This window comes from Allosalinactinospora lopnorensis, assembly GCF_000981225.1.
GTDB lineage: Bacteria > Actinomycetota > Actinomycetes > Streptosporangiales > Streptosporangiaceae > Allosalinactinospora > Allosalinactinospora lopnorensis.
The window spans coordinates 1-22,408 of the sequence record NZ_LAJC01000083.1; the positions used below are offsets into that span (position 1 = coordinate 1).

The window sequence follows — 22,408 nt, forward strand, 5'->3', positions numbered from 1 at the left end:
TGGGTCGGCTTGGGGTGCCAATGGCGCGCTGAACCTGGCAGGTGAAGGAGGCGAACCAGCGCCCTGCCTCCCAGCGCACGGTCGCCGACAGGATGCGCGCAGTTGCGGCCTCCAGGCGGCGGTGCAGCTTGCGCATGCTCTCGTGGGTCTTGATGGTGCCCAGCCGGGGCAGGGTGACGTACTGGCGGTCGGGCTCGACGCGGATGGTGCCGGTGGTGAACCGCACCGACGGGGTGGTCTTGCGCTTGGACCTGTACTTGGGGAACCCTGTCGGTTTGCCGGCGTGCTTGCCCCGGCGGGAGTCGGACCAGTTCTTCAGCGCTTGGGCCAGGCGCTGAAGCCCGGTGTTGAACGCCTCTTTGGAGCATGTCCGCCACCACGGTGCGACCTCGTCCTTGGTGGCGCTCCACGTCCGGCGCAGGGCGTACATAGACCAGCCCAGCGCCGGGGTCAGCTCGTCCTCGGCGATGCCGTAGGTGCGTTCCGCCTCGCGTTGGGCGAGGTTGACCTTGACCTGCTTCAGGCCCTAGTTGAACGCGAACCGCGCCGCCCCGGCGTGGCTGGCCAGCTCGCGCTCTTGGGCGGGGGTGGGATCAAGCGCGAACCGGTATGCCTGGGTGACCTCCTCGCTCACGCACCCGCCTCCGAGCTGGTGGCTGCGGCAACCGCGCGCTGTGCGCGGTTCTTGGCCGAGCGGCGTCCGTACAGGCGCGCGCACATCGAGGTCAGCACCTCGGTCATGTCGCGCACCAGATCATCGGTGGTCTCGGCTTCGTCGAGCACCACCAAGCGCCGCCCTGAGGCGTCGAGCGCAGCTTCCAGGTGCTCCACACCGAAGCGGGCCAGCCGGTCGCGGTGCTCCACCACGATCACCGACGCCTCGGGGGCGGACAGAAGGCGCTGGAGTTTGCGGCGACACCCGTTCAGACCGGAGGCGATCTCGGTGACCACCTCAGACACCGTGAACCCCTGGGCGGTGGCTTCCTGGACGACGCGGGCGACCTGCCGGTCCAGGTCGGGCTTCTGGTCGGCCGAGGACACCCGGCAGTACACCACCACACGCCCATCACAGGAGGCTTCTCCCTCATGGACGAGCCACACCCCTGTCTCAGTGCGGGTCACCGGCACGGGCATCTTCCCGTCCCTGGCCCACCGCCACGCGGTCTGGTAGTGCACGCCGTTGCGCGCCGCCCACTCCGACAACCTCATGCAACCACTATAGAATAAAGTTGATAAATGATGAGATATCCACCAACTGATGAATGCCCCTCGCCCAGGTAACCACGAGGTGAGGGGGTGGGCTTACCCGGGAACCGGACTCTCCCCCGCAGGGGGAGGTCAGGACGTCTCGGAGCGCTCAGCCGGTACGGCCTCGCCCTCGGCGGGGACCCGGGACCCGCTCTCCGGGATCTCGATCGTGGACATCCCGTGCGGCACCGGGCACCCTTTGGGGAAGGTTCCGATCCGCTCGGGCCGGTAGCCGTCGGGATAGCTGCGGATGTTCGGGTTCATCCGGCCCCAGCGCGGCTCCTTGCGCGGCGGCATGAACCGGACCACCTTCGCGCGTGCCCGCAGCGCGAAGGCGGCCGCGCCGCGCCAGAAGCGCGAAGGGCGCTCGTAGTCGAACGCGTTGATGAGCCGGTCGTCGAGCAGGCCCATGGTGAACGACCGCATCATCGGCCGCTGCCACGCGGGATAGAAGTCCACCATGAGGTTCAGGGTGGCGTCGGAGACCTTCCGGCCCCCTTCGGTGTAGCCGAAGTGCGCGCGTTCGTAGTCGTCGAACAGTTCGTAGAACTCCGCGAACGTCTCGGGGATGTCCTTGATCCCCATGTGCCTGCCCAGAGTCCGGTAGTAGTTGGTGTTCGCCGTGATCTCGTGTTCGGTCATCCGGCGCCAGCCGTACCCCCACTCGTTCAGCCAGCGCGGCGGCATGATGACGAACGTGCTCAGCACGTAGCGGTAGTCGTCGTTGCTGATGTCGTAGGACCGGTGCATCTGGTTCATCCGGCGCAGCGCGTCGCGGCCGCGGCCGGGGCCGAACCCGTACTCCAGGATGTCGTTCAGGATCAGCGCCGTGTCGTCGTACCGGCGCTGCGTGCGCTCGGTGAACTCGCCCGTCTTCCCGAGCAGTTCGCCGATGCTGGGAACCGCGTAGGTCCGGTACAGTGCCAGGCCCAGCGCCTGTTCCAGGTCCCAGGGGAACTCGTGGGCGGAGAGGATCCGGGTGATCCGCTCGAAGTCGCGCTCGGCGTCTAGCCGGTGGATCTCGTCGTGCCAGTCAAACCGTTTCATGGCGGGGGCTCTTCCGGTGTCGCCGTTTGTTGTGTCCGGTATGGCGGGCGCGGACACGCCTGCGTCTACCGCCGGATGGTGCGTCCGATGTGGGGCGGAAAACACGACCCGGCAGCAGGTTAACGGCGTTGACACTCGATCCGTAAACCCATTGGGCCCGGCGTTCAGGCGTTTCGCGGCGGCCGCGGGGCGCCCGGCCGCCGGAGCGCCGTCCGCGGTGGAACGGAGGCGCCCGTCAAGCAGGGGCCACCACGGTCTCGGAGACGTGCCGGATGACCGCCAGCAGGACCTCCTTGCCGGAGTCCCGCACGCGTGCATCGCAGAGCAGCACCGGGATCCGCTCGGGAAGGGTGAGAGCCTCCCTGACCTCGGGGACGCTGTAGACGTGGGCGTCGTCGAAGCAGTTCACGGCGACGATGAACGGCAGGCCGCGCCGCTCGAAGAAATCCACCGCGGAGAAGCACGTCTCCAGGCGCCGGGTGTCGGCCAGGACAACCGCGCCCAGCGCCCCCACAGCGAGCTCCTCCCAGAGGAACCAGAACCGCTCCTGGCCCGGTGTGCCGAACATGTACAGCACGAGGTCGTCGTTGATGGTGATGCGGCCGAAGTCCAGCGCGACCGTCGTGGTCCTCTTCTCCTCCACGCCCTTGAGGTCGTCGACGCCGAGGCTGGCCTCCGTCATCACCTCCTCGGTGCTCATCGGGGAGATCTCGCTGAGCGCGCCGACCAGCGTCGTCTTGCCGGCCCCGAACCCGCCCGCGACGAGGATCTTGATCGCGGAGGGAAGTCGGTCGCCGATTCCTTCAGAGTCGTTGGATGCCATCGAGTACCGCCTGGAGTACGTCCCGGCTGACCGGGCTCTCTGCTGTGTAAGGAGCGCGGGCCAGGGCGTAGCCCCGGCCGATGAGATCGCCGAGCAGGACCTTGACCACGGCAACAGGCATGTCCAGGTGCGACGCCACCTCCGCCACGGACTGGGGCTTGCGGCAGACGTCCAGGATCCGCAGCTGCTCCGGCTCCAAGGACACTTCGTCCACATCCCCTCGGGCAGCGATGACCACGCTGACCAGGTCCAGTTGGACGTTCTCGGAATGTTCCCGTCCCTGGGTAATGACGTAAGGCCGGACTAGAGCGTCGCTCTCGTCGGAGTCGTGCCCGAGTTCGTGTCGGTCCGTCATCTCCCCACCCCCCGCTTACCGGCCCGAGGCGCCCGGCGCCTGGTCGCCGACCGCCCCCTTGGCCTCCGACGCCGGCCGCGGAGGCGTGTCGAGGAACTTGCCGACCTGTTCGACGAGGACGTTCATCTCATAGGCGATGAGCCCGACGTCGGAGCTCTCCTCTCCGATCACGGCGAGGCAGGCGCCGTTGCCCGCGCCGGTGACGAACAGGTAGGCGTGCTCCATCTCCACAACGGTCTGCAGTACCTTCCCGCCGCCGAATTGGCGGCCGGTGCCCCGAGCCAGGCTCTGGAAGGCCGAGGCGACCGCGGAAAGGTGTTCGGCTTGCTCCTTGTCCAGCTCCTGCGAGCGGCCGAGGAGGAGGCCGTCGGAGGAGAGAACGATGGCGCACTGCGCGCCCACGGCCCGTTCGACCAGCTCGTCCAGTAGCCAGTCCAAGTCCTTTGCGGCGTTGTTCGTCGTCACGGTCACGAATCCTTCTCGGTCTCGTTCTGGCGCTGTCGTCCCTCAAGGCGTCCGCGGCGCGTCCCCTGCTGGAAAGCCGACATGTTCCGGCGGAGTTTGGCGGAGCGTTCCTCGTCGTCCGCGCCGCTCTTCTCAGCGACGGGAGCGGGCGCCGGAGGGTCGTCGTAGAGTTGCGGCGCCAGGTTCGCCTGCGGCGTCCGCTTGGGGAGCTTCGGACGCGTGTCGGAAGACGCGTCCGATGGCGCGGCCGCCCCGTCACCGTCGTCGGAGTCCGTTCCGGACGCCGCGTTCGTCGGTTCGCTTCCGGGCCCGCCGCGCTTGGGGAGAGCGCCTGCGGACCGTCTTTTCCCGATGCGCTCCCGCCCGGTTCTCTGCGGGGCAGAGCCCCCTCACTGTCCTCGGAGGCCGGGCCCGATTCGGCGGAGGGCACGGTGGAAGCGCCATCAGGTGCGTCATCGCCGGATGGTTCGGTCACGGCCTCCTCCGCTGCGGAGCCGGAACCGTCATCGGTGAGGGCCGGGGAGGGCTGGTCCGGTTCGTCGGCATCCGGCGCTTCACCGGCCCCGGTCGACTCCGGGAGCTCGGGGGTGTCATCGGCGATGATCTCCGGGGGGAGCAGCACGATGGCCAGGACACCGCCGTAGGGCGAGCTGCGCAGCCACACCTTGATGTCGTGGCGGTTCGCCAGGCGCGAGACCACGAACAGGCCGAGCCGCATCCGCTCGTTCAGCCGCATGACGTCGAACTCGGGCGGGTCCACCAGGAGCTTGTTCGTGGCGGTGAACTCTTCCTCCCGCATGCCGAGGCCGCGGTCCTCGATCTCGATCGTCACCCCGTTGGGCACCTGCTCGCTGCTCAACCGGACCTGGGTGTGCGGAGGGGAGAACGTGGTCGCGTTGTCGACCAGCTCGGCCACCAGGTGGATGACGTCGGCGACCGCAGGGCTCTTGAGGGAGACGCGCGCGATACGCTCCCGCTTGACGCGGGTGTAGTCGCCCGATTCCGAGATCGCCCCGCGCAGCACGTCGATCAGCGGCATCGGCCGGCTCCAGGTGCGTCCCGGCGTCTCGCCGCCGAGGATCAGCAGATTCTCGGCGTTCCGGCGGGAACGGGTGGCCAGGTGGTCCAGCTTGAACAGGTCGGTGAGCTTACTCGGGTCCTCCTGCTCCCGCTCCATCCTGTCCAGCAGCCGGAGCTGCCGGTGGATCAGTGTCTGGCTGCGGTGGGCGATGTTCAAAAACACCCGGTTGACGCCCTGGCGCAGCTCCGCCTGGCGGATGGCCGCGTCGACGGCGGTCCGGTGGGCGGAGTTGAACGACCTGGCCACCTGCCCGACCTCGTCGTCGTCCGACCCGCCTGAGATCTGCAGCGCCTCGGTGCAGACGGGGACTCCCTCGTTCCCGCGCACCCGTTCGAGGACGTCGGGCAGCTCGTGGTCGGTGAGGTGCTGGGTCTCGTCGCGCAGCCGGTGCAGCCGGCCGACCAGGTTCTGGGAGGAACGCGTGGTGAACGTGAACGTCAGGAAACCGAGGGTCGCGATGCCGGCGATGCCCACCGCAGCGAGCGCGATGGCCCGGTTCGCCTGCTTCGCCTGGACGTCGGTGGCCCACAGGGCCTGACTGGCGCCCAGCTCGGTGAGCGTGTCCTTGACCGGGGTGTACACCTCGCGCCACTCGTCCTCGTCCACCGGCATGGCCAGGTCCTGGGTCTCCTCGCCGGTGACGGGATCGGTGGCCGTCGCGGTCGTGCGACCGGTGATCTCCTCCTCCAGCTCGGTCAGCGTCGCCCAGTCGGAGCCGTCCCGCAGTTCGTCGAGGTCGCGCTGTACCTCGGGCCCCATGAATTCGTCGAGCGAGCCGAGCATGGCGCGGTAGGAGCCGACGAGGCGGGTGAACTCCTCCTGGTCCTCCTCGGAGAGCTCACCGGAGGCGAAGGCCCGGGAGAGCAGGGCGTCGGCCCGGGCGAGATCGTCGACGACGCGGAACATGTAGGTGGCGCTCAGGCCGTGGCCGACCACCTCCTTGGAGGGGTTGAAACGCGATTGCTCGTCGAAGAGGTCCGCGCCCGCCTCGGAGAGGCCGTTGTAGTACTCCAGGACGTCGGACCGGGAGGCGTTGCCCCGGTCCACCTGGCGGCGGATGATGTCGATCTGGCTGAAATCGGAGTCCAGGGTGCGGATGCGCTCCTGGACGGGCTCGGGGGAGAAGGGCAGCACCCCCTCGAACTTGTCGAGGATGTCCTCCATGTACCGGTCGGATTCGGCGCGGGCCCCCTCCAGCGCGTCTTCGGTCTCATCCGGCCGTTCCAGGTAGGCGATCGTGGCGGAGCGCTCGTCCATCACGGCGGCCAGTGCGATGGCCGCGGGGGTCAGCATCTCCTCGTTCCCCTTGACCAGTGCGTACTGTGTCGCGGCGCCGTAGAACAGGTACCCGCTGACTACGAGCCACACTGCGACCAGCGCTGCCATCGGCACGAGGACGATTCTGCGGAGGCGGGACTCGATGCTGCGGACCCGCCATTGCTTTGCTGCCTGCACTGCTCTCCTATAGCCCGATGCGGCCGCCCGGGGTCGAGCGAACCGGGGGGCGGGACCATTCCATTGCCGGGGCCGGGTGAGCACCCGGGGACGGGAGGACGCGACGGTCCGGCGCTAGGACGGGGGGAACGACCGTGTCAGCGCGCTGGAAACACCTCATAACTCCACCGATAAGGAGGAATCGGCGTTCGGATCGTATCTTGCCGCTGGGCCCGGCGGCGTTCGGGGATCGGGCGTCTTCCGGACGTGTTCCCGGGCCGGCGCTATAGGGAGTGGGTGTGAACTGCCGATTCTCCTGCCCGATGCTGCGGGATCACGCTGTGTCGCGAACGGGACGAAACGGGAAGAATTATCAAATAGTTACGGATTGCGACAGGTGGATCACGTGTGCATGCGGGTGCGGTGCGCCTCGGAGTTCCCGGTGGAACTCACGACGCGCTCGGGGCGCTCGCCGGGCGCGGTCGGCCGCTCACCCCCATTCGAGGTAGCCGAGGAAGCAGCCGATGGTGATGAGGAGGGCTCCGAGGGTCGCGAACATCCACTCCACCCAGTGGCTCAGCCACCGGGCGCGGACGATCCGGGCCTTCTCCGGGCGGTCGGGGTCATAGGTCACGGTGACGACGTCGCCGTAGCGCGATGCGGTCCATCCGGTGTTGTCGTGCTTGGCGTGCACCTCCTTGCCCTCGTGGGTCCGGAAGCGCACGATCATCCGGGCCGCCGTGCTGGTCTCCTGGTAGCCGATGATCTCGCCCTCCGCGCTGGTGCCGTAGCGCGCGAGGAACGCGGAGAGTACGACGTGCCGGCAGAGGAGGACCAGTACCAGGAGACCGGAGGCGATGGGAAGCAGAGGGTAGTAGTCCGCCACGGGGCATCCACTTTCGACGTTCCTGAGGGGCCTCCCGCGCGCCGTCGGGAAGCTGTTCGGGACGCTAGAGGCCAATGATTACGGTGAGATAACTTTCCCGGTCGTGGTGGGGGAGAACCTCGGATCTCCCCTGGTGCGGAGGCGGGTGCGGGGCGTCGTTCGAGGTGCCCGGGTCACCGGTGGGCGGCGAGGAAACCCGCGAGCAGTGCGCGGACGGTCGCGTGGATCTCCTCCAGTGGGCGCTCGGGCTGCAGAGTACGCCAGTCCAGCGCCACTGTCAGGACCATGCCGAACAGCGCCGAGCCGGCGACACCGGTGTCCAGGTCCTCAGGCAGCTCCCCGCGGGCCACCAGATCGTCCAGCAGCCCCGAAATCACCCCGATCGCCTCGTTGCGGATCTGCTGCACGGTCGCGTGCCACGCCTGCCCGGTCTGCCACGTCTCCGTCACGAGCAGGCGCGCCAGCGCCTCGTGCGTGCCGATGAACGCCAGTTCCGCACGGAGCACTTCGGCCAGCGCCGTGGAGGGCGGTCCCGAAACGGGCGCGCGCATGTGCTCCGCGAGCCGGCTGACCCCCCATTCCATGAGCGCGGTGTACAGCTCGGTCTTGCCGCTGAAGTTGTAGTACACCGTTCCCTTGGCCACCCCGGCGCGCTCGGCGATCTGGCTTACGGTGGTGGCCCCGTAACCGTGCTCGGAGATCAGCGTTACCGCTGCCTCGAACAGCCGCCGGCGTGTGGCCTCCCGGCGTGCTGTCATAGGTCGCTCCTGGTGGACTGGGGGATGCAGGGACGTTCCCATTCTGACCTCTTCTCCGGCGTGAAGGCCGGGGATCCCTTCACTCACGGGTAGATGTTCCCGGTTCCTCGGGCCGCATCGCTGTCACCGGGGCGGCCGGCCAAAGGCTCACAGCTTCAGGGGCGGGTGCAGCTCCTTCATCGTCCACACCCGCTTGCGTGCCACCGAGAGCCAGGTGAGGAGCAGCGACGCGGCCAGATAACCGCCCAGCACCCAGCAGGCCTGCCACACGACGCCCAGATCGCCGCCGCTGATCAGGTGCCGGAGCGCGGAGACCGTCCAGTGCATCGGCAGGTAGGGCGCGACGGCCTGGAAGAACCCGGGGCTCGTCTCGATCGGGTAGGTGCCTCCCGCGGATGTGAGCTGCAGTACGAGCAGCACCAGTGCGACGATCCGGCCGGAGGGGCCGAAGGCGACATTGGCCCACTGCACGATCGCGGCGAACACGGCGGCCGTCAGCGCCAGCAGCCCTACGAGTCCCGGCCACCGCTCGGCGTCCAGGCCGAGCAGGAAGTGCAATGCGGTCAGCATGACCGCGACCTGGGCCAGGCCGATGACCATCGGCGGGATCCAGCCGGCGAGGGTGATCCGCCACGACGGCGACGCGGTGGCAAGGGCCCGGCGCGGGAGCGCCGGCACCACCATGAACACCACCATCGCGCCGATCCACAGCGACAGCGGAACGAAGAACGGCGCGAAACCGGTCCCGTAGTCCGGAGCCTTGTTGTCGACATCGGAGCTGAGCCGGACGGGCTCGCTCATCATGTCGCCGCGGGCGCCGCGCTCCTCGGAGTCGAACGTGGGGATCTCCTCGGCCCCGTCGGTCAGACCGCCGGAGAGCTCCTCCGAGCCGTCCTGCAGGTCCGCGAGCCCGTCATCGAGCTCGCCGGCCCCGCTGCGCAGGTCACCGACCCCCTCGTCGAGGTCGGCCGAGCCGGAGTAGGCGGTCTTCAGGCCGTCCCGCAGCTCCCGGTTGCCCTTGGCGATCTCGGCGAGTCCTTCGTCGAGCGCGTCGACCTGGTCGCGTGCCGCCTCGGCGTCGTCGGCCAGGTCCGGGGCCTCTTCGGCGAGGTCCGCGGCGAGCTCGCTGGCGGTCGCCGCGCTGCTGCTCATGTCGGCGATCTCGTCCCGGTTCTGCTGGATGAAGTCGTTGGCGTCGCTGGCCTTGGCGGCGACCGAGGCGGCTTCGGTGAGGAGCCGGTGCAGCTCGGGATCGGTCTCCTCCAGGTCGGGGTTGTCCTCGAGGTAGCCCTCCAGGTCGTCCTGGACCGCCCGGGCCTGCTCGGCGTCCGCGGCCGCGTTGTCCGGCAGCTCGTCGAGCGCCTCGGAGAGGCTGTCGGCGGCCTCGGAGACCGCCTCGGCGTGCGTCTGGATCTTGGGGGCGTCCTCCCGCAGTTTCGGTCCCCAGTCGTCGACGAGCGTGTCGAGCGATTCCACCTTGTCCGAGACGTCCCTGGACGCGGCGGTGGAGCCCTCGGCCAGCTCTTTGGACCCGTCGTAGAGCTCGCCGAGCCCGGAGTGCAGACTCCCCGAGCCCTCCTTGGCCTCCCCCAGCCCGTTGTAGAGCTCACCGGAGCCGTCCTTGGCGTCACCGGTGCCGTCGGCGAGCTCGCCGGCCCCGTCGGCCGCCTCCTCGGTCTTCTCCTGGATCTCGTTGAACCCGAGGAACATCCTGTCCAGGTAGTCGCTGATCGCGGATGTGCCGACGGCGTTCCGCACCTCCGTGAACGCCGAGCTCAGCAACTGCCGGACGATGTAGCTGTTGGCGTCGTTGTAGTGGGCTTCGAGCCTCGCGGGGATGGGCTCGGCCTCCTCGTCGGAGGGGGCGGCGAGTTTCGTGCTGAAGTCCTCGGGGATGGTGAGCGAGACGTAGTAGCGGCCCTCAGCCACGCCTGAGGCGGCCTCGCCGGAGTCGACCAGGTGCCAGTCCAGTTCGCCGCCTTCGAGGAGTTCGTCGGTGATCTGCTGTCCCGCGTTCAGCTCCTCGCCGTCGACCGTGACGGGTTCGTCCTCGTTGACCAGAGCGACCGGCAGGTTGCCCATCCTGCCGAACGGGTCCCAGAAGGACCACAGGTAGAGCCCGGAGTACAGCAGCGGGACCAGGGCCAGCGCGGCCAGGGCGGCGGCCGGCAGGGGAGAGCGGAAGAAGGAGAGGACCGACAGCCGGCCCAGCCGGAGTGTCGGCAAGGGACGGAAGCGCGGACGCGTCATGCCTGCTCCTCCCCGGTGCTCGCCTCCGGTGCCGCGGCCGCGCCGGCGGGACGGGACGGGGGGCCTGGCCGGTGATCCCCCGGTGCCGGATCGGATTCGGGGCCCGACCGGGTGAGCGGTAGTACGGTCGCCCCTTCCCCGGCCGCTCTGGTGTCGCTGCAGGCCGCGACGACAGTGAGCCCAGAGGCGGCGAGTTCGTCCAGGGTGTGCCAGAACCGCCGCTGGCTGTGCGAACTCAGTCCGCGGTCGGCGTCGTCGACCAGGAGCAGCCGCGGCTCGTCCAGGAGCGCGAGCGCCACGCCCAGGCGCCGTTTCTGCTCCATGGACAGCTCGCTGATGCGGCGTGAGGTGTCGATCTCGGCCAGCCCCGCGTCGGCGAGCGCGGCCTCCCGTGCCGAACGCCCGGCCGGCTTCAAGCGGAGCTGCAGGCGTTCGCTGAGGTGCTCGTGGACCCGGAGCCGCTCTTCGAGGTCGTTGACCCCTTCGCACAGCCCGAGAGCGGTGATCCGCCGGACCCGCCGGCCTTCCGCTGGAAGCGTGTAGCCGTCGACGTGCAGCGAACCGGATGTGGGGCGCATCCGGCCGGCCAGCGTCAGCAGCAGTGCGGTGCGGCCGCCGCCGGAGTCCGCTTGGAACGCGGTCAGCGACCCCGGCCGCGCGGTGAAGGTGACGCCGTCATACACCGTTCCCCCGCCCGTATGCAGCGTGAGTCCCTCGGCTTCGACCCGGGCCCCCGTTGCGCGACGCATCCGCGCGTCCCCCCATCTCATAATTGCACTGACCGGTCAGTACAAAAATACTGTGTCACGTGCCTATGAAAGGGCGCGAACAGCGTGGGGTGCGACACAGCCGCAGTGCGGCGGGGCCGCGAAAGAGGTCGGGCAGGGAATCCCTGCCCGACCTTCGGGCGATGCCTCGTGCGGTACTACCAGCTGGTCGGCACCGGCTGCCCCTCGCTGAAGCCCGCGGCGCTCTGCACGCCGATGGTCGCGCGTTCGTGGAACTCCTCCAGAGTCCGCGCGCCGGCGTAGGTCATGGAACTGCGGACACCGGCGACGACTTCGTCGATGAGATCCTCCACGCTCGGGCACTCCGGGTCGAGGTACATCCGGCTGCTGGAGATGCCCTCTTCGAACAGCGCCTTGCGTGCCCGCTCGAACGGCGAGTCGTCCGAGGTCCGCAACCGCACGGCCCGAGCCGAGGCCATACCGAAACTCTCCTTGTACATCCGGCCCTGCGCGTCGCGCTGGACATCACCCGGCGACTCGAAAGTGCCGGCGAACCAGGAGCCGACCATCACGTTGGTCGCACCGGCGGCCAGCGCGAGGGCGACGTCGCGAGGGTGCCGCACGCCGCCGTCGGCCCACACCGCCCTGCCGAGCCCGCGGGCGGCCCTGGCGCATTCCAGCACCGCGGAGAACTGCGGGCGGCCGACAGCCGTCATCATCCGCGTTGTGCACATGGCCCCCGGGCCCACACCGACCTTCACGATGTCGGCGCCGGCCTCGATCAGATCGCGGGTGCCCTCGGCCGTGACGATGTTCCCCGCCACCACGGGAACCCCCGGGTCCAGCGCGCGGACCTTCTGCAGCGCGCTGACCATCTTCTCCTGGTGGCCGTGCGCGGTGTCCATGACGAGGACGTCGACGCCGGCCTCCAGCAGCTGGGACGCCTTGCCCGCGACGTCGCCGTTGACGCCCACGGCGGCGGCGATGCGCAGCCTGCCGTTGGCGTCCACAGCGGGTTCGTACAGCGTGGAGCGCAGCGCTCCCGTGCGGGTGAGCACGCCGACCAGCGAGCCGCCGGCGTCGACGACCGGCGCCAGCCGGTGCCGGAAGTCGTGCAGCGTGGTGAACGCCTCCTTGGGGTCGGTGCCGGCCGGGATGGTCAGCAGGTCGGTGGACATCACCTCGCGCAGTTGGGTGAAGCGGTCCACACCGGCGCAGTCGGCCTCGGTGACCAGGCCGATTGGGCGCCGTTGCGCGTCGACGACCACGACGGCGTTGTGCGCCCGCTTCGGCAGCAGGTTCAGCGCGTCGCCGACGGTGTTCTCGGGGTTGAGCGTGATGGGGGTGTCGTGCACGAGGTCGCGCCGCTTGATCCAGGAGACGACCTCGGCCACCACATTGATCGGGATGTCCTGGGGAATGACGGCCATACCACCGCGCCGGGCGATGGTTTCGGCCATCCGGCGCCCGGCGACCGCGGTCATGTTCGCGGCTACGATGGGGATCGTCGTGCCCGTCCCGTCGTGGGTCGCGAGATCCACGTCCAGCCGGGAACCCACAGCGGAGCGCCGCGGAACCATGAACACATCGCTGTAGGTCAGGTCGTGGTCCGGGATTTGATCGTTCAAAAAGTGCACGCCGCATACCTCGGTCGAAGCTGTCCGGGGGTCCGTCGGGCGGGTTCTCGCGCGCTGAGCCCTCAGCCCGTTCGGGAACCCTCCCACTTGTCAATTATGGCCTGGTCGATTAGAACGCGGACCGGCCGTCTGCGATGATCATCCGGCTGAGACCCGCCCCTTCCCCCGATCCCCAGCGATCCTTGGTGGCGCTGTATTCCGAACCGCGGCGTGGTCGGGGGTTCGCAGGAGAAAATGAGATGACGAGCTTCACACTCGCGGAGGTCCGCGAGCGGACGTACAAGAGACGTGACGCGTGGTGGACGGTGTTCCTTGTCGACCCACTCGCTTCCCGGCTGGTCGTGTGGACCGCCAACCGCACCGGCATCACACCGAACCAGATTACCTTCGGCGCCGGCGTTCTGGGGGCGGGCGCGGCGGTGTGCTTCGCCCTGGCGAGCTGGCCGTGGCTGGTCGCCGGCGCGGTGCTGTTCCACCTGAGCTTCGTGCTCGACTGCATGGACGGCAAGATCGCACGCCTGAAAGGCAACGGTCCGTCTTCGGCGCTTGGGTGGACTTCATCTTCGACCGCATCCGGTTCTTCGGTTGCATGATGGCGCTGCTGATCGGCCAGTGGGCGGCGACCGGCCAGGCGGTCTACCTGATCCTCGCGCCGATCGTGACCTTCCTCGACCTGCTGCGTTACCTGAACGGATCGCAGGTGGCCAAGACCCGGCAGAGCATGCGGGAGAAGCTGCGCGCCGCCGCGCAGGGCAGGGCGGTGGACTCCGCGGTGGAGGATCCGGAGAGCACCGAGACCCCGGAGGAACCGGCCGCCGAGGGCGAGGGCGGGTCCGTCGTTTTCATGGAGGAGATCCTGCGGGACAACCCCGACGCCGCCCCCGAACAGGTGCGTTCCGGGACCCATCCCGCCGCCGGCGGTGCGCGCGTCATCGACGTGCACCAGGGGTTCAGCGCGAGGTTCGGCTGGTACGAGCGCGTCAGGGGCGCACTGCTGCGCAGCCGGGTACGTCCGCACCTGTTCAGCGGGATCGAGTTCGAGATGTTCGTCTGTGTCGTCGCCCCGCTCACCGCCGTCGTGGCGTTGTTCACGGCGCTGCCCAGCCTGATCGTCGCGGTGACGGTCTTCTCCTGCGCGGGGCTGGCGGCCTTCGAGGTCGTCATCGTCTACAAGCTGTGGCTGGCCACCCGCGACTTCGAGAGGGAGCTGAGCAGACTCCAGAACTGACCCCGCCCTCCGGCCGGTCCGGGGCCCGGTGAGCGGAAAAGTGGCCGCGTGGATGTCCACGCGGCCACTTTCATGGGCGGGTGCCCCGCCCCCGCCTCCTAGCCCTTGGGCGCGGGATAGGCGGGGCGGTCGGGATGCTGGTCGCGGCCGGGCCGCAGGAACCAGTCGACCTTCGGTTCCACCGCCCATCTGGTCGCCGCGCGCACCCAGGGCGAGCAGAGCACGAACGTGAAGGCGACGGCGAGTACGGTGTTCACGACCAGTGCCCCATGGGCGCCGAAGAAGTCGTTGCAGAACTCGTGCCAGCCGAACTGCTCGGCGATCCGGAGCACCAGGCCGTGCAGCAGGAACACGTACATGGTGAGCGCGCCAAGGCGGGTGAACCAGGTGGTCCGGCGCGGTGTGAGCGATAGGACGGCCGCGGTGAGCGCGAACGCCAGGACCAGGAAGACGACACGACCCGGAATCCCCACCGGGAGGATGTCGAGGTCGCGGTCGATCAGGCTCTCCCGCCAGTACACCCACTCACGGCTGAGCTGTTCCAGGTAGACGTAGGACATCGCGGCGGTCACCAGCACGACGCCGACGCCCCAGACGCGCACCCAGGTCGACTTGAGAAAGTCGAGGTGGCGCTGCTCGATGAGCAGGCCGGCCACGAAGAACGGGAGCAGGCTGAGTATCCGGGACACGCCGAGGACATCGCCCGTGACCACGAGACCGCCGAGGAAGGACACACCGAGTGAGACCGCGAACGGCCACCGGATCCGGTTCCACAGCGGAACGGTCAGGCGCCAGACGAACAGCGCGGCCAGGAACCAGGTGAGCCACAGTGGCTGCAGCGGGCCGTCGGGGAGATCCCGCCCGACGGAGAGCGACTGCAGCGCGTAGATCCCCCAGAAGATGAAGTAGGGGGCCACGACGGTGGTGAGCAGCTTGTCGATGCGCCGCCCGGAACCGTCGAAGGAGCGCGAAAGGTACCCGCAGATCAGGACGAACGCGGGCATGTGGAACAGGTAGATCCAGAAGTAGACCGCGTTGGCCACCCGGGTGTCGGTGACGGGTTCGATCGCGTGCCCGATGAACACCAGCAGGATCAACAGGAACTTGGCATTGTCGAGCAGGGCGTCGCGCTTCTTGGACGCGGCTCCGTTCGTGTCGGCGGCGTTCCGCTGAGGTCGGGTGGTCCGTACGTCGTCGGGCACGGCGACGGCAGCCTTGCCGGCCCCGTTTTGTGGGTGGGTGGTGGTTGAGGCCAACTGGATCTCCGAGTCAGCGGTTGCGGGCAGCGATTACAGAGATAGGCGTATCGAGCGCTATGGGCCATCGGCGGCGCGCCGAAACGGGCGCGGGATTTCCGAGGACGTTAGAGGGCTCCGAGGCCGAGACGAGGGTCGGCTGGGAATTCGCTGAGAACCCTGAGAGGGCACCCTACCGCCTGTGGCCAAATCCGGCCATACCGTTGGGTGCCCGGATGTGCACCAGAAGTGACGGTTGCTCTCTCATCGCAGGTCAGTCTAAGGGGGAGCGGGTGCCGATGTCGTACGTCACGCTCGTTAGCCTGGTGGATGATGCCGGTGGCCTGCGCGACCGCTCGTCCGGTTAGGCTGGCCGTCCGCTCAGGCACCTTTCAGGTTTCCCAGGCGGGCGCATCCGATCCCCGCCCGGGTCCGTGGAGCCGGAAAAGGTCGTTTGAGATTTCGACATCCCGAAAGAGAGAATCCGGGGTAGCGTCGTGCCGGTGATGTGTCCGGACGCGTTGTCGCGCTCCAGATCCCAAGACAGAGGCGGTGGAAGCAGTGCCGCACGCGGTCGATCCCCGGCGTGTCGCCGAACACGGCAGTGTGGTCATGCGGCTCGCCGACGAGATCTTTCCCCTCGTTGAGGGGTTCTACGTCGATCTGCACAAGAACCCCGAACTCTCCCACCACGAGCACCGGACCGCGCGTGCCGTGGCCGAATGGCTGACCCGCGCCGGTTTCGAGGTCGAGACGGGGATCGGCGGCACGGGCGTCGTCGGCGTGCTCCGCAACGGCGCCGGACCGACCGTGATGCTGCGCGGCGACATGGACGCGCTTCCCCTGCAGGAGAAGACCGGCCTGCCCTACGCGAGCACGGCGCGCGGCACCGACGACGAGGGCAACGAGGTCCCGGTCATGCACGCCTGCGGGCACGACGTCCATACAGCGTGCCTGGTGGGTGCCGCCGATCTGCTCGCCGGTTCCCGGGACCGGTGGAGCGGCACGCTGATGATCGTCGCGCAGCCCGCTGAGGAGGCGATCGACGGCGCCGCGGGCATGCTCGACGCCGGCCTGTACACCCGTTACGGGCGCCCCGACATCGCCTTGGCCCAGCACGTGGGGCCGCAGCCGGCCGGGATGGTCTCGCACCGCGCCGGCGTCATCCTGGGGGCCACCTCGACGCTGAAGGTCCGGATCTTCGGCACCGGAGGCCACGCCTCGCAGCCGCACACCACCGTCGACCCGGTGGTGATAGCCGCGAGCATCGTCTCGCGGGTGCAGAGCGTCGTCTCCCGCGAGATCAGCCCGAGCGAGATGGCGGTGGTCACGGTAGGGATGCTGCGTGCCGGCACCAAGGCCAACATCATCCCGGACGAGGCGTACCTGGAGATCAACACCCGGGCGCTGAACGAGGCCGTCTCCGAGCGGCTGCACAGCGCCATCGAGCGGATCATCCGGGCGGAGGCCTCCGCTTCGGGCGCGGCCCGGGAGCCGGAGATCCAGGTGGTACAGGAGGCCGGCGTCACCAGCAACGAACCCGAGGCCACCCGGCGGATCGCCGAGGCGCACCGGGCCTACTTCGGTGACGCCTACGTCATCGACCTGCCAGAACCGTTCACCGGGAGCGAGGACTTCGGCGCGTTCGGCCTGCCCGGCGACCCCGACCCGGTCCCCTACGTCTACTGGTTCGTGGGGGCCACGCCGCACGACGTGTGGGACGCGGCATCGGGGCGGACGCCCTACGAGAAGCTTGAGGCGGTCCCCAGCACCCATTCGCCGTTCTTCGCCCCGGAACGGGAGCCCACGCTCACCGCCGGTCTGGCCGCGCTGAGCATCGGCGCGCTCACCTACCTGGGGCGCGCGGAGGACAGTGCCGCAGAGGCCCGGCAGCCGGCGTTCATGCAGGACACTCCGCAGGGAACGCCGGTACTCGGGCCGCCACCGGAGTCGTTCCCCCCTCCGGAGGGCGAGCCGTTCGCGGCTTCGGAGGCCCCCGTCCCGGAGACCGATCCGGCCGCCTTCGGAACACCGGACCATGGGGCGCCCGCGCCGCACGCCAACGCGGATCCGCTGTCATACGACCAGTCCGCGGGCAGGGCCGGCCAGGCCGCGGATATGGCGGACCTGCTGCGTCCGGACGACTTCCAGCCGGCACCGGGACCGCGTCCCGGCCCCGAGGGTCCGGAGCCCGGAACCGGGCCGCCGCCGCCCACCGGGCCCGCGTTCTCGGCCCCGCCCCCGGAGGGGCCCCCGATCGCGGCACCGCCTCCTCCGGAGGAGGCCGGACCCTACCCGGCGGACGCCCCCCGAGGGAGAGCGATCGGTCGTCCTACGAGTGGCACGAGGAGCCGCAGGACCCGCCGGATGATCCGCCGTCCTACCGGCTTTGACGAGGCCGGTCGCGGCCATGGCCCGTCGCTGTTCTCCCGCAGGGCTCCGATGCGGACCGCACCGGCCGAATCCGGTCCGCGGTGTCGTGCCGCGCGGGCGCTTCGCGCGCGCAATCGCGGGTTCGCCCGCAGAATGGAGCTATGGCGTCCGTTAGGTGGGGAGACCGCCGGCGTCGGCGTGTCCTCAGGCACCCGCAGGAGAACGTGCTCCTGGCCGGCTGCGTCGCTGTCACGCTTCTCGCGGTGGTGGGCGCGGTCAACCGCGCGCTCGAGGGAGAGTCGGGGCAGCCGCTGATCCTGCTCAGCATCCCGGCCGCGGTGTTCTTCCTGCGGGGGCTGCTCTACGCCAAGCAGCGGGTCAACGGGGTGCGCATAACGGAGACGCAGTTCCCGGAGGCGCACCGCATGGTGGTCGAGGCCGCGAGGGCGCTCGGGTTGCCGCGCCCGCCCGACGCCTACGTCGTCCTCGGCAACGGGCAGATCAACGCCTTCGCCTCAGGGCACGGCTTCCGGCGTTACGTGGCCGTCAACAGCGACCTGTTCGAGCTCGGCGACAGGCTCACCGACCCCGAGGCGCTCAGGTTCGTCATCGGACACGAGGTGGGACACATCGCCGCCGGGCACGCCTCCTACTGGCGGCAGTTCGGGATCTCCATCGCCAACCTCATCCCGGGTCTCGGGAGCACGCTCAGCCGTGCGCAGGAGTACACCGCGGACAACCACGCCTACGAGTTCTGTCCGGAGGGCGTGAAAGGACTGCGCGTGCTCGCGGCGGGCAAGTACCTGTACTCCTACGTCGACTTCGACGACATCGCGGCGCGGGCCACCACCGACCAGGGGCTGTTCGTGATGCTGGCGAACTTCCTGTCCACCCATCCGGTCAACACCTGGCGGTTCGCCGCGCTGGCGGACCGCTCCCGCCCTGGCCGGGTGCTGTGAGCGCGGCGGACACTGTGCGGGCCCGCCGCGGTGAGCGGCCCGCGGTGTCAGGCGCTCGTATCGGCCATCTCCGTGTACTTCTCCGCGAGCTGCCGCGGCAGCGGCTCATGGCGCAGGTAGCGGCGGCTGAACGTGCCGGTGCCGTGCGAGATCGAGCGCAGGTCGATCGCGTAGCGGATGATCTCCAGCTCCGGGACCTCCGCCTTGATCAGGGTGCGCCCGCCCGGCATGGCCTCGGTGCCGATGACGCGTCCCCGGCGCGCGGACAGGTCACTCATCACCGCGCCCATGAACTCCTCGCTCACCAGGACCGACAGCTCGTCCACCGGTTCCAGCATCGACATCTGGCTCTTCTCGGCGGCGTCTTTCAGCGCGAGTTTGCCGGCCTTCTGGAACGCCATGTCGGAGGAGTCCACCGAGTGCGCCTTGCCGTCGTAGAGCGTCACCCGGATGTCCACCATCGGGTACCCCGACTGCACGCCGTGCTCCATCTGCGCGCGGATCCCCTTCTCCACCGACGGGATGAACTGGCGCGGCACCACACCGCCGACGATCTTGTCGACGAACTCCAGGCCGGCCCCCGACGGCAGCGGTTCCACCTCGATCCGGCAGATCCCGTATTCGCCGTGGCCGCCGCTCTGTTTGACGTTGCGCCCGAACCCCTGGGCGGGAACCGCGAAGGTCTCGCGCAGTGGGATCCGCACCGGCTCGGTCTCGACCGCGACGCCGTACCGGGTGGCCAACCGGTCCAGGATCACGTCCAGGTGGGCCTCGCCCATACACCACACCACCAGCTGGTGGGTCTCCGCGTTGACCTCGACGGTGATCGTGACGTCCTCGGAGGAGAGCCGGGAGATCGCCTGGGACAGCTTGTCGTCGTCCGACTTCGAGACGGGGCGCAGGGCCACCGGCAGCAGCGGGTCGGGGAACGTCCACGGCGGCATGCGCATCGGCTGCTCCCGTGAGGACAACGTGTCGCCCGTCTCGGCCCGTGTGAGTTTGGCCACCGCGCAGATGTCACCGGCGATGGTCTCGCCGGCCGGTTCCATGCGCTTGCCCAATGGGGTCGACAGGGCGCCGATGCGCTCGTCGACGTCGTGGTCCTCGTGTCCGCGATCGCCGAGCCCCTGTCCGCAGACGTGCACCACGGTGTCGGGACGCAGGCTCCCCGAGAACACCCGGATGAGGCTGACACGGCCGACATAGGGATCGCTGATCGTCTTGACGACTTCGGCGAGCAGGGGGCCGTCGGGATCGCAGCCGAGGTTTTCAACGGGCGTGCCGGATGTCGTCGTGACGTCGGGGATCGGGTGCTCCGTCGGCGTGGGGCACGCGCGGGGAAGCTCCTCCAGAAGTTCCTGCACGCCGATCCCGTGGGTGCCGGAGACCGCCAGGACGGGATAGAAGCCGCCGCGGGCGACGGCCGCTTCGAGGTCGGCGATCAGCATTTCGGTGTCGAGCGCCTCGCCCTCCATGTAGCGATCCATGAGCGTCTCGTCCTCACTCTCCTGGATCACTCCCTCGATGAGGGTGGTGCGCATGGTCTCGATGTCCCCGTCGAGGTCGGCGGGCGGTTCGGTCTCCTGGCGGGACGGGCCGGAGTAGTCGTAGTAGCGCTGGGAGATCAGTCCCATCAGCCCGCGGACGGTGCGGTTCTCCCCATCACCGGAGAACACCGGGAGGTAGGCCGGCATGACGCCTTCCCCGAAAGCCGCCTGGCACTGTTCCACGACATCGGCGAAGTCGGCCCGGTGGTGGTCGATCTTGGTGATCGCGACGGCCCGCGGCATGCCGATCGCGGCGCACTCCTCCCACAGCAGCTGGGTGCGCCCGTCGACCCCGTCGAGCGCCGAGACGACGAACAGCGCCGCATCGGCCGCGCGCAGTCCGGCTCGCAACTCGCCCACGAAGTCGGCGTAGCCGGGGGTGTCCAGCAGGTTCACCTTGACATCGCCCACCATCATCGGCGTGACGGTGAGGTTCACCGAGCGTTTCTGCCGGATCTCCACGTCGTCGTAGTCACTGGTCGTGGTTCCCTCTTCGACTTTCCCTACCCGGGGAACGACTCCGGCGGCGTGCAGCAGAGCCTCGACCAGAGTCGTCTTGCCGGCACCGGAATGGCCGATCAGCACCACGTTGCGAATATCCGCGGGCCGATCGGCCTTGGGTGCCCTGCCGGCGGTCGCTGGACCGGATTTGTCCGCCATGCTTCCCAACCCTTCCCCTGCCTGAAAATGTGACGCGGGACACTATCTACCGTTCCCGTTAGGGGCCGAGATCACAAGGGGTGATCGGAGGGAATCGGCGGGGGAACGGTCGGTGTCCGCGGGGTTTTCGCTGGCCGCGTTGCCGGAAAGCGGCGCTGTTGCCCCGGGATCTCTTAGGCTGTGCCTCGTGCCGTGGTCTGAGAGCAGTCCTGAGTTCAGTCTGATCGCGATGGTCCTCGCGGTCCTCCTTCTGGTGTACGCCGCAGCGGGTGAACCGCTCCTAGGGCGGCGCGCCTTCGCCTGGCTGGAGGCGCGGCGGCACACCGATCCCACGGCACTGGTCAGGTTCTACGGCCTGACGATCGGGGTGCAGTGGCTGTGGGCCGCGATCGTCGTCGCGATTCTGCTGACCTCCCCGGGGCTCGCCCTGGAGGACGTGGGGCTGCGTGCTCCCGAGGAATGGGGGCCGCTGCTCGCGGCGCTCATCGGTTTCTGCCTGGCGTTGCTCGTTGTGTGGCTGCTCACCCGCGATCGGGGGAGTAAACGCAAAGGCGGCCGGGCGGGGGAGCCGCCGCTGCCGAATCCGGGCGGACACGCGCTCATCACGCTGGCCCCGCGTTCGCGCACCGAGCGCCGTCTGGCCGCGGGCCTGGCCGTCACGGCGGGTGTCTGTGAGGAGTTGCTCTACCGCGGCCTGTTCGTCGCCCTCGGTGTGGCCGTCGGGATGCCCGTGTGGGTCGCTGCGGTCCTCTCGTGCGTCCTGTTCGCCTTCGCGCACATCTACCAGGGCTGGTGGGGGCTGGTCGGCCCGGGCCTGCTCGGTGCGCTGTTGACAGTGCTCTACCTGGGCACCGCAAGCCTGCTCGTTCCCATCGTGCTGCACGTCGCACTGGATCTGCGCGCACTGCTCTCCACCGGTACCGGCCGCCGGCGCCGGGCGCCGGATCTCTGGGGGTCCGGCTAGCCTTACCCGAGAGGCGACCGCGCAGCGGTCGCCGGCCAGTGCCGGTGTCCTGCACGAAGGTGGAATGCCTGATGCCCCGCGCGAGCCCGCAGCGGTCCGATACATCCGATGATCCTTTGTGTTCCCGGCGGCATCTCGGGCTCGGCGGCCGCGCCTTCCGGCTGCTGGTGCTGGCGACGGTCGCCAGCTTCTGCGGGTACGTGCTGCTGCTCCCGCTCGTCCCGCTGTGGGCGATGCGCGGGGACGCGGGGGAGTTCGGGGCCGGCTCCACGACGTCGGTGTTCATGCTGACGACGGTGCTCACCCAGCTCGCCATGCCCTGGCTGCTGGACCACGGCGGCTACCGCTGGACGCTCTCCTCGGGAGCCCTCCTGCTCGGGCTTCCCGCACCGTTCCTCGTCCTGACCACGGACCTCGGGGCGCTGATCGCGATCTCGGGCGTCCGCGGGATCGGGTTCGGAATGGTCAGCGTGGCCGGGGCGGCCCTAGCGGTCCGACTGGTTCCGCGGGAGCAGATCGGCCGGGCCGCCGGGTACTACGGGCTGGCAGCGGGCCTGCCGAACCTCGTCTTCCTCTCGACGGGCGTGTGGCTGGCACTCAACGTCGGCTTCGCCACCGTGTTCTGGATCGCGGGTATCGGCCCGGTGATCGGGGCGGTCGCCGTGGTCGCGGTCTGGCTGGCCGCCGGCGAGGGCAGGGCAGAGGGGGCGGCGGAGCACGCACCGGAGGC

The 22,408-nt window shown here is 69.3% G+C and carries 17 protein-coding genes and 3 pseudogenes; 5 read left to right on the forward strand and 15 right to left on the reverse strand.

Annotation, left to right across the window (positions count from 1 at the left end; translation table 11 throughout):
• The 13 genes and pseudogenes from VS93_RS22740 to VS93_RS22795 form a co-directional block, all read right to left on the reverse strand.
• Nucleotides 1-430: pseudogene (locus tag VS93_RS22740) on the reverse strand (IS607 family element RNA-guided endonuclease TnpB); the annotation flags it as partial.
• 96 nt (nucleotides 431-526) lie between these two features.
• Nucleotides 527-634 carry a helix-turn-helix domain-containing protein gene (locus tag VS93_RS29870; protein ID WP_162231704.1) on the reverse strand — a complete coding sequence of 36 codons (108 nt, stop codon included), beginning with the start codon at nucleotides 632-634 and terminating at the stop codon, nucleotides 527-529.
• Complete coding sequence (locus VS93_RS22745) at nucleotides 631-1,209, reverse strand: IS607 family transposase (protein ID WP_046471924.1); 579 nt, start codon at nucleotides 1,207-1,209, stop codon at nucleotides 631-633. Before VS93_RS22745 ends, VS93_RS29870 begins: the two co-directional genes overlap by 4 nt.
• Nucleotides 1,210-1,338: 129 nt before the next feature.
• Nucleotides 1,339-2,295, reverse strand: a complete 957-nt coding sequence (locus VS93_RS22750; protein WP_046471925.1) for an oxygenase MpaB family protein — start codon at nucleotides 2,293-2,295, stop codon at nucleotides 1,339-1,341.
• Between the two features lie 235 nt (nucleotides 2,296-2,530).
• Nucleotides 2,531-3,118: a GTP-binding protein gene (locus tag VS93_RS22755; protein ID WP_046471926.1), complete on the reverse strand. Its 588-nt coding sequence runs from the start codon at nucleotides 3,116-3,118 to the stop codon at nucleotides 2,531-2,533.
• Nucleotides 3,099-3,473: a DUF742 domain-containing protein gene (locus VS93_RS22760; RefSeq protein WP_046471927.1), complete on the reverse strand. Its 375-nt coding sequence runs from the start codon at nucleotides 3,471-3,473 to the stop codon at nucleotides 3,099-3,101. Before VS93_RS22760 ends, VS93_RS22755 begins: the two co-directional genes overlap by 20 nt.
• 15 nt (nucleotides 3,474-3,488) lie before the next feature.
• Nucleotides 3,489-3,944 (reverse strand): roadblock/LC7 domain-containing protein, encoded by a 456-nt coding sequence (locus VS93_RS22765; RefSeq protein WP_082127124.1) that lies wholly within the window; start codon nucleotides 3,942-3,944, stop codon nucleotides 3,489-3,491.
• Nucleotides 3,945-4,605: 661 nt separating this feature from the next.
• Nucleotides 4,606-6,405, reverse strand: a pseudogene (locus VS93_RS22770) (sensor histidine kinase); the annotation flags it as partial.
• 538 nt (nucleotides 6,406-6,943) lie between these two features.
• Nucleotides 6,944-7,339, reverse strand: coding sequence for a DUF3592 domain-containing protein (locus VS93_RS22775; protein ID WP_046471929.1), 396 nt, complete (start codon nucleotides 7,337-7,339; stop codon nucleotides 6,944-6,946).
• Between the two features lie 173 nt (nucleotides 7,340-7,512).
• Entirely contained in the window at nucleotides 7,513-8,097 is a 585-nt protein-coding gene (locus tag VS93_RS22780; protein ID WP_082127125.1) for a TetR/AcrR family transcriptional regulator, read from the reverse strand.
• A 147-nt stretch (nucleotides 8,098-8,244) separates the two neighbouring features.
• On the reverse strand, nucleotides 8,245-10,347 hold the full coding sequence (locus tag VS93_RS22785) for a YhgE/Pip domain-containing protein (RefSeq protein ID WP_046471931.1): 2,103 nt from the start codon (nucleotides 10,345-10,347) through the stop codon (nucleotides 8,245-8,247).
• Nucleotides 10,344-11,096 (reverse strand): ATP-binding cassette domain-containing protein, encoded by a 753-nt coding sequence (locus tag VS93_RS22790; protein WP_046471932.1) that lies wholly within the window; start codon nucleotides 11,094-11,096, stop codon nucleotides 10,344-10,346. The genes VS93_RS22785 and VS93_RS22790 overlap by 4 nt, the downstream gene beginning before the upstream one ends.
• A 176-nt stretch (nucleotides 11,097-11,272) precedes the next feature.
• Nucleotides 11,273-12,712 (reverse strand): GuaB1 family IMP dehydrogenase-related protein, encoded by a 1,440-nt coding sequence (locus VS93_RS22795; RefSeq protein ID WP_046471933.1) that lies wholly within the window; start codon nucleotides 12,710-12,712, stop codon nucleotides 11,273-11,275.
• 239 nt (nucleotides 12,713-12,951) lie between these two features.
• Here VS93_RS22795 and VS93_RS22800 point away from each other — a divergent pair.
• Nucleotides 12,952-13,940: pseudogene (locus tag VS93_RS22800) on the forward strand (CDP-alcohol phosphatidyltransferase family protein).
• A 98-nt stretch (nucleotides 13,941-14,038) separates the two neighbouring features.
• On the opposite strand, the gene VS93_RS22805 reads toward VS93_RS22800, so the two are convergent.
• Entirely contained in the window at nucleotides 14,039-15,196 is a 1,158-nt protein-coding gene (locus VS93_RS22805) for an acyltransferase family protein (RefSeq protein WP_046471934.1), read from the reverse strand.
• Between the two features lie 540 nt (nucleotides 15,197-15,736).
• Between VS93_RS22805 and VS93_RS22810 the strand changes: the two genes are divergently transcribed.
• Together VS93_RS22810 and VS93_RS22815 are read left to right on the forward strand one after the other, a co-directional pair.
• Nucleotides 15,737-17,863: an amidohydrolase gene (locus VS93_RS22810; protein ID WP_338022784.1), complete on the forward strand. Its 2,127-nt coding sequence runs from the start codon at nucleotides 15,737-15,739 to the stop codon at nucleotides 17,861-17,863.
• Complete coding sequence (locus tag VS93_RS22815) at nucleotides 17,773-18,507, forward strand: M48 family metallopeptidase (protein ID WP_236700684.1); 735 nt, start codon at nucleotides 17,773-17,775, stop codon at nucleotides 18,505-18,507. Before VS93_RS22810 ends, VS93_RS22815 begins: the two co-directional genes overlap by 91 nt.
• Nucleotides 18,508-18,554: 47 nt before the next feature.
• On the opposite strand, the gene VS93_RS22820 is transcribed toward VS93_RS22815, so the two are convergent.
• The gene (locus VS93_RS22820; RefSeq protein WP_046471935.1) at nucleotides 18,555-20,714 is read right to left on the reverse strand and encodes an elongation factor G-like protein EF-G2; all 2,160 of its coding nucleotides are present in this window, start codon (nucleotides 20,712-20,714) and stop codon (nucleotides 18,555-18,557) included.
• A gap of 187 nt (nucleotides 20,715-20,901) precedes the next feature.
• Here VS93_RS22820 and VS93_RS22825 point away from each other — a divergent pair, with 187 nt between their 5' ends.
• Nucleotides 20,902-21,678: a CPBP family intramembrane glutamic endopeptidase gene (locus VS93_RS22825; RefSeq protein WP_052745932.1), complete on the forward strand. Its 777-nt coding sequence runs from the start codon at nucleotides 20,902-20,904 to the stop codon at nucleotides 21,676-21,678.
• A 71-nt stretch (nucleotides 21,679-21,749) separates the two neighbouring features.
• Nucleotides 21,750-22,408: MFS transporter (locus VS93_RS22830; RefSeq protein WP_156184976.1), on the forward strand; the 659-nt coding region annotated here is incomplete at its 3' end.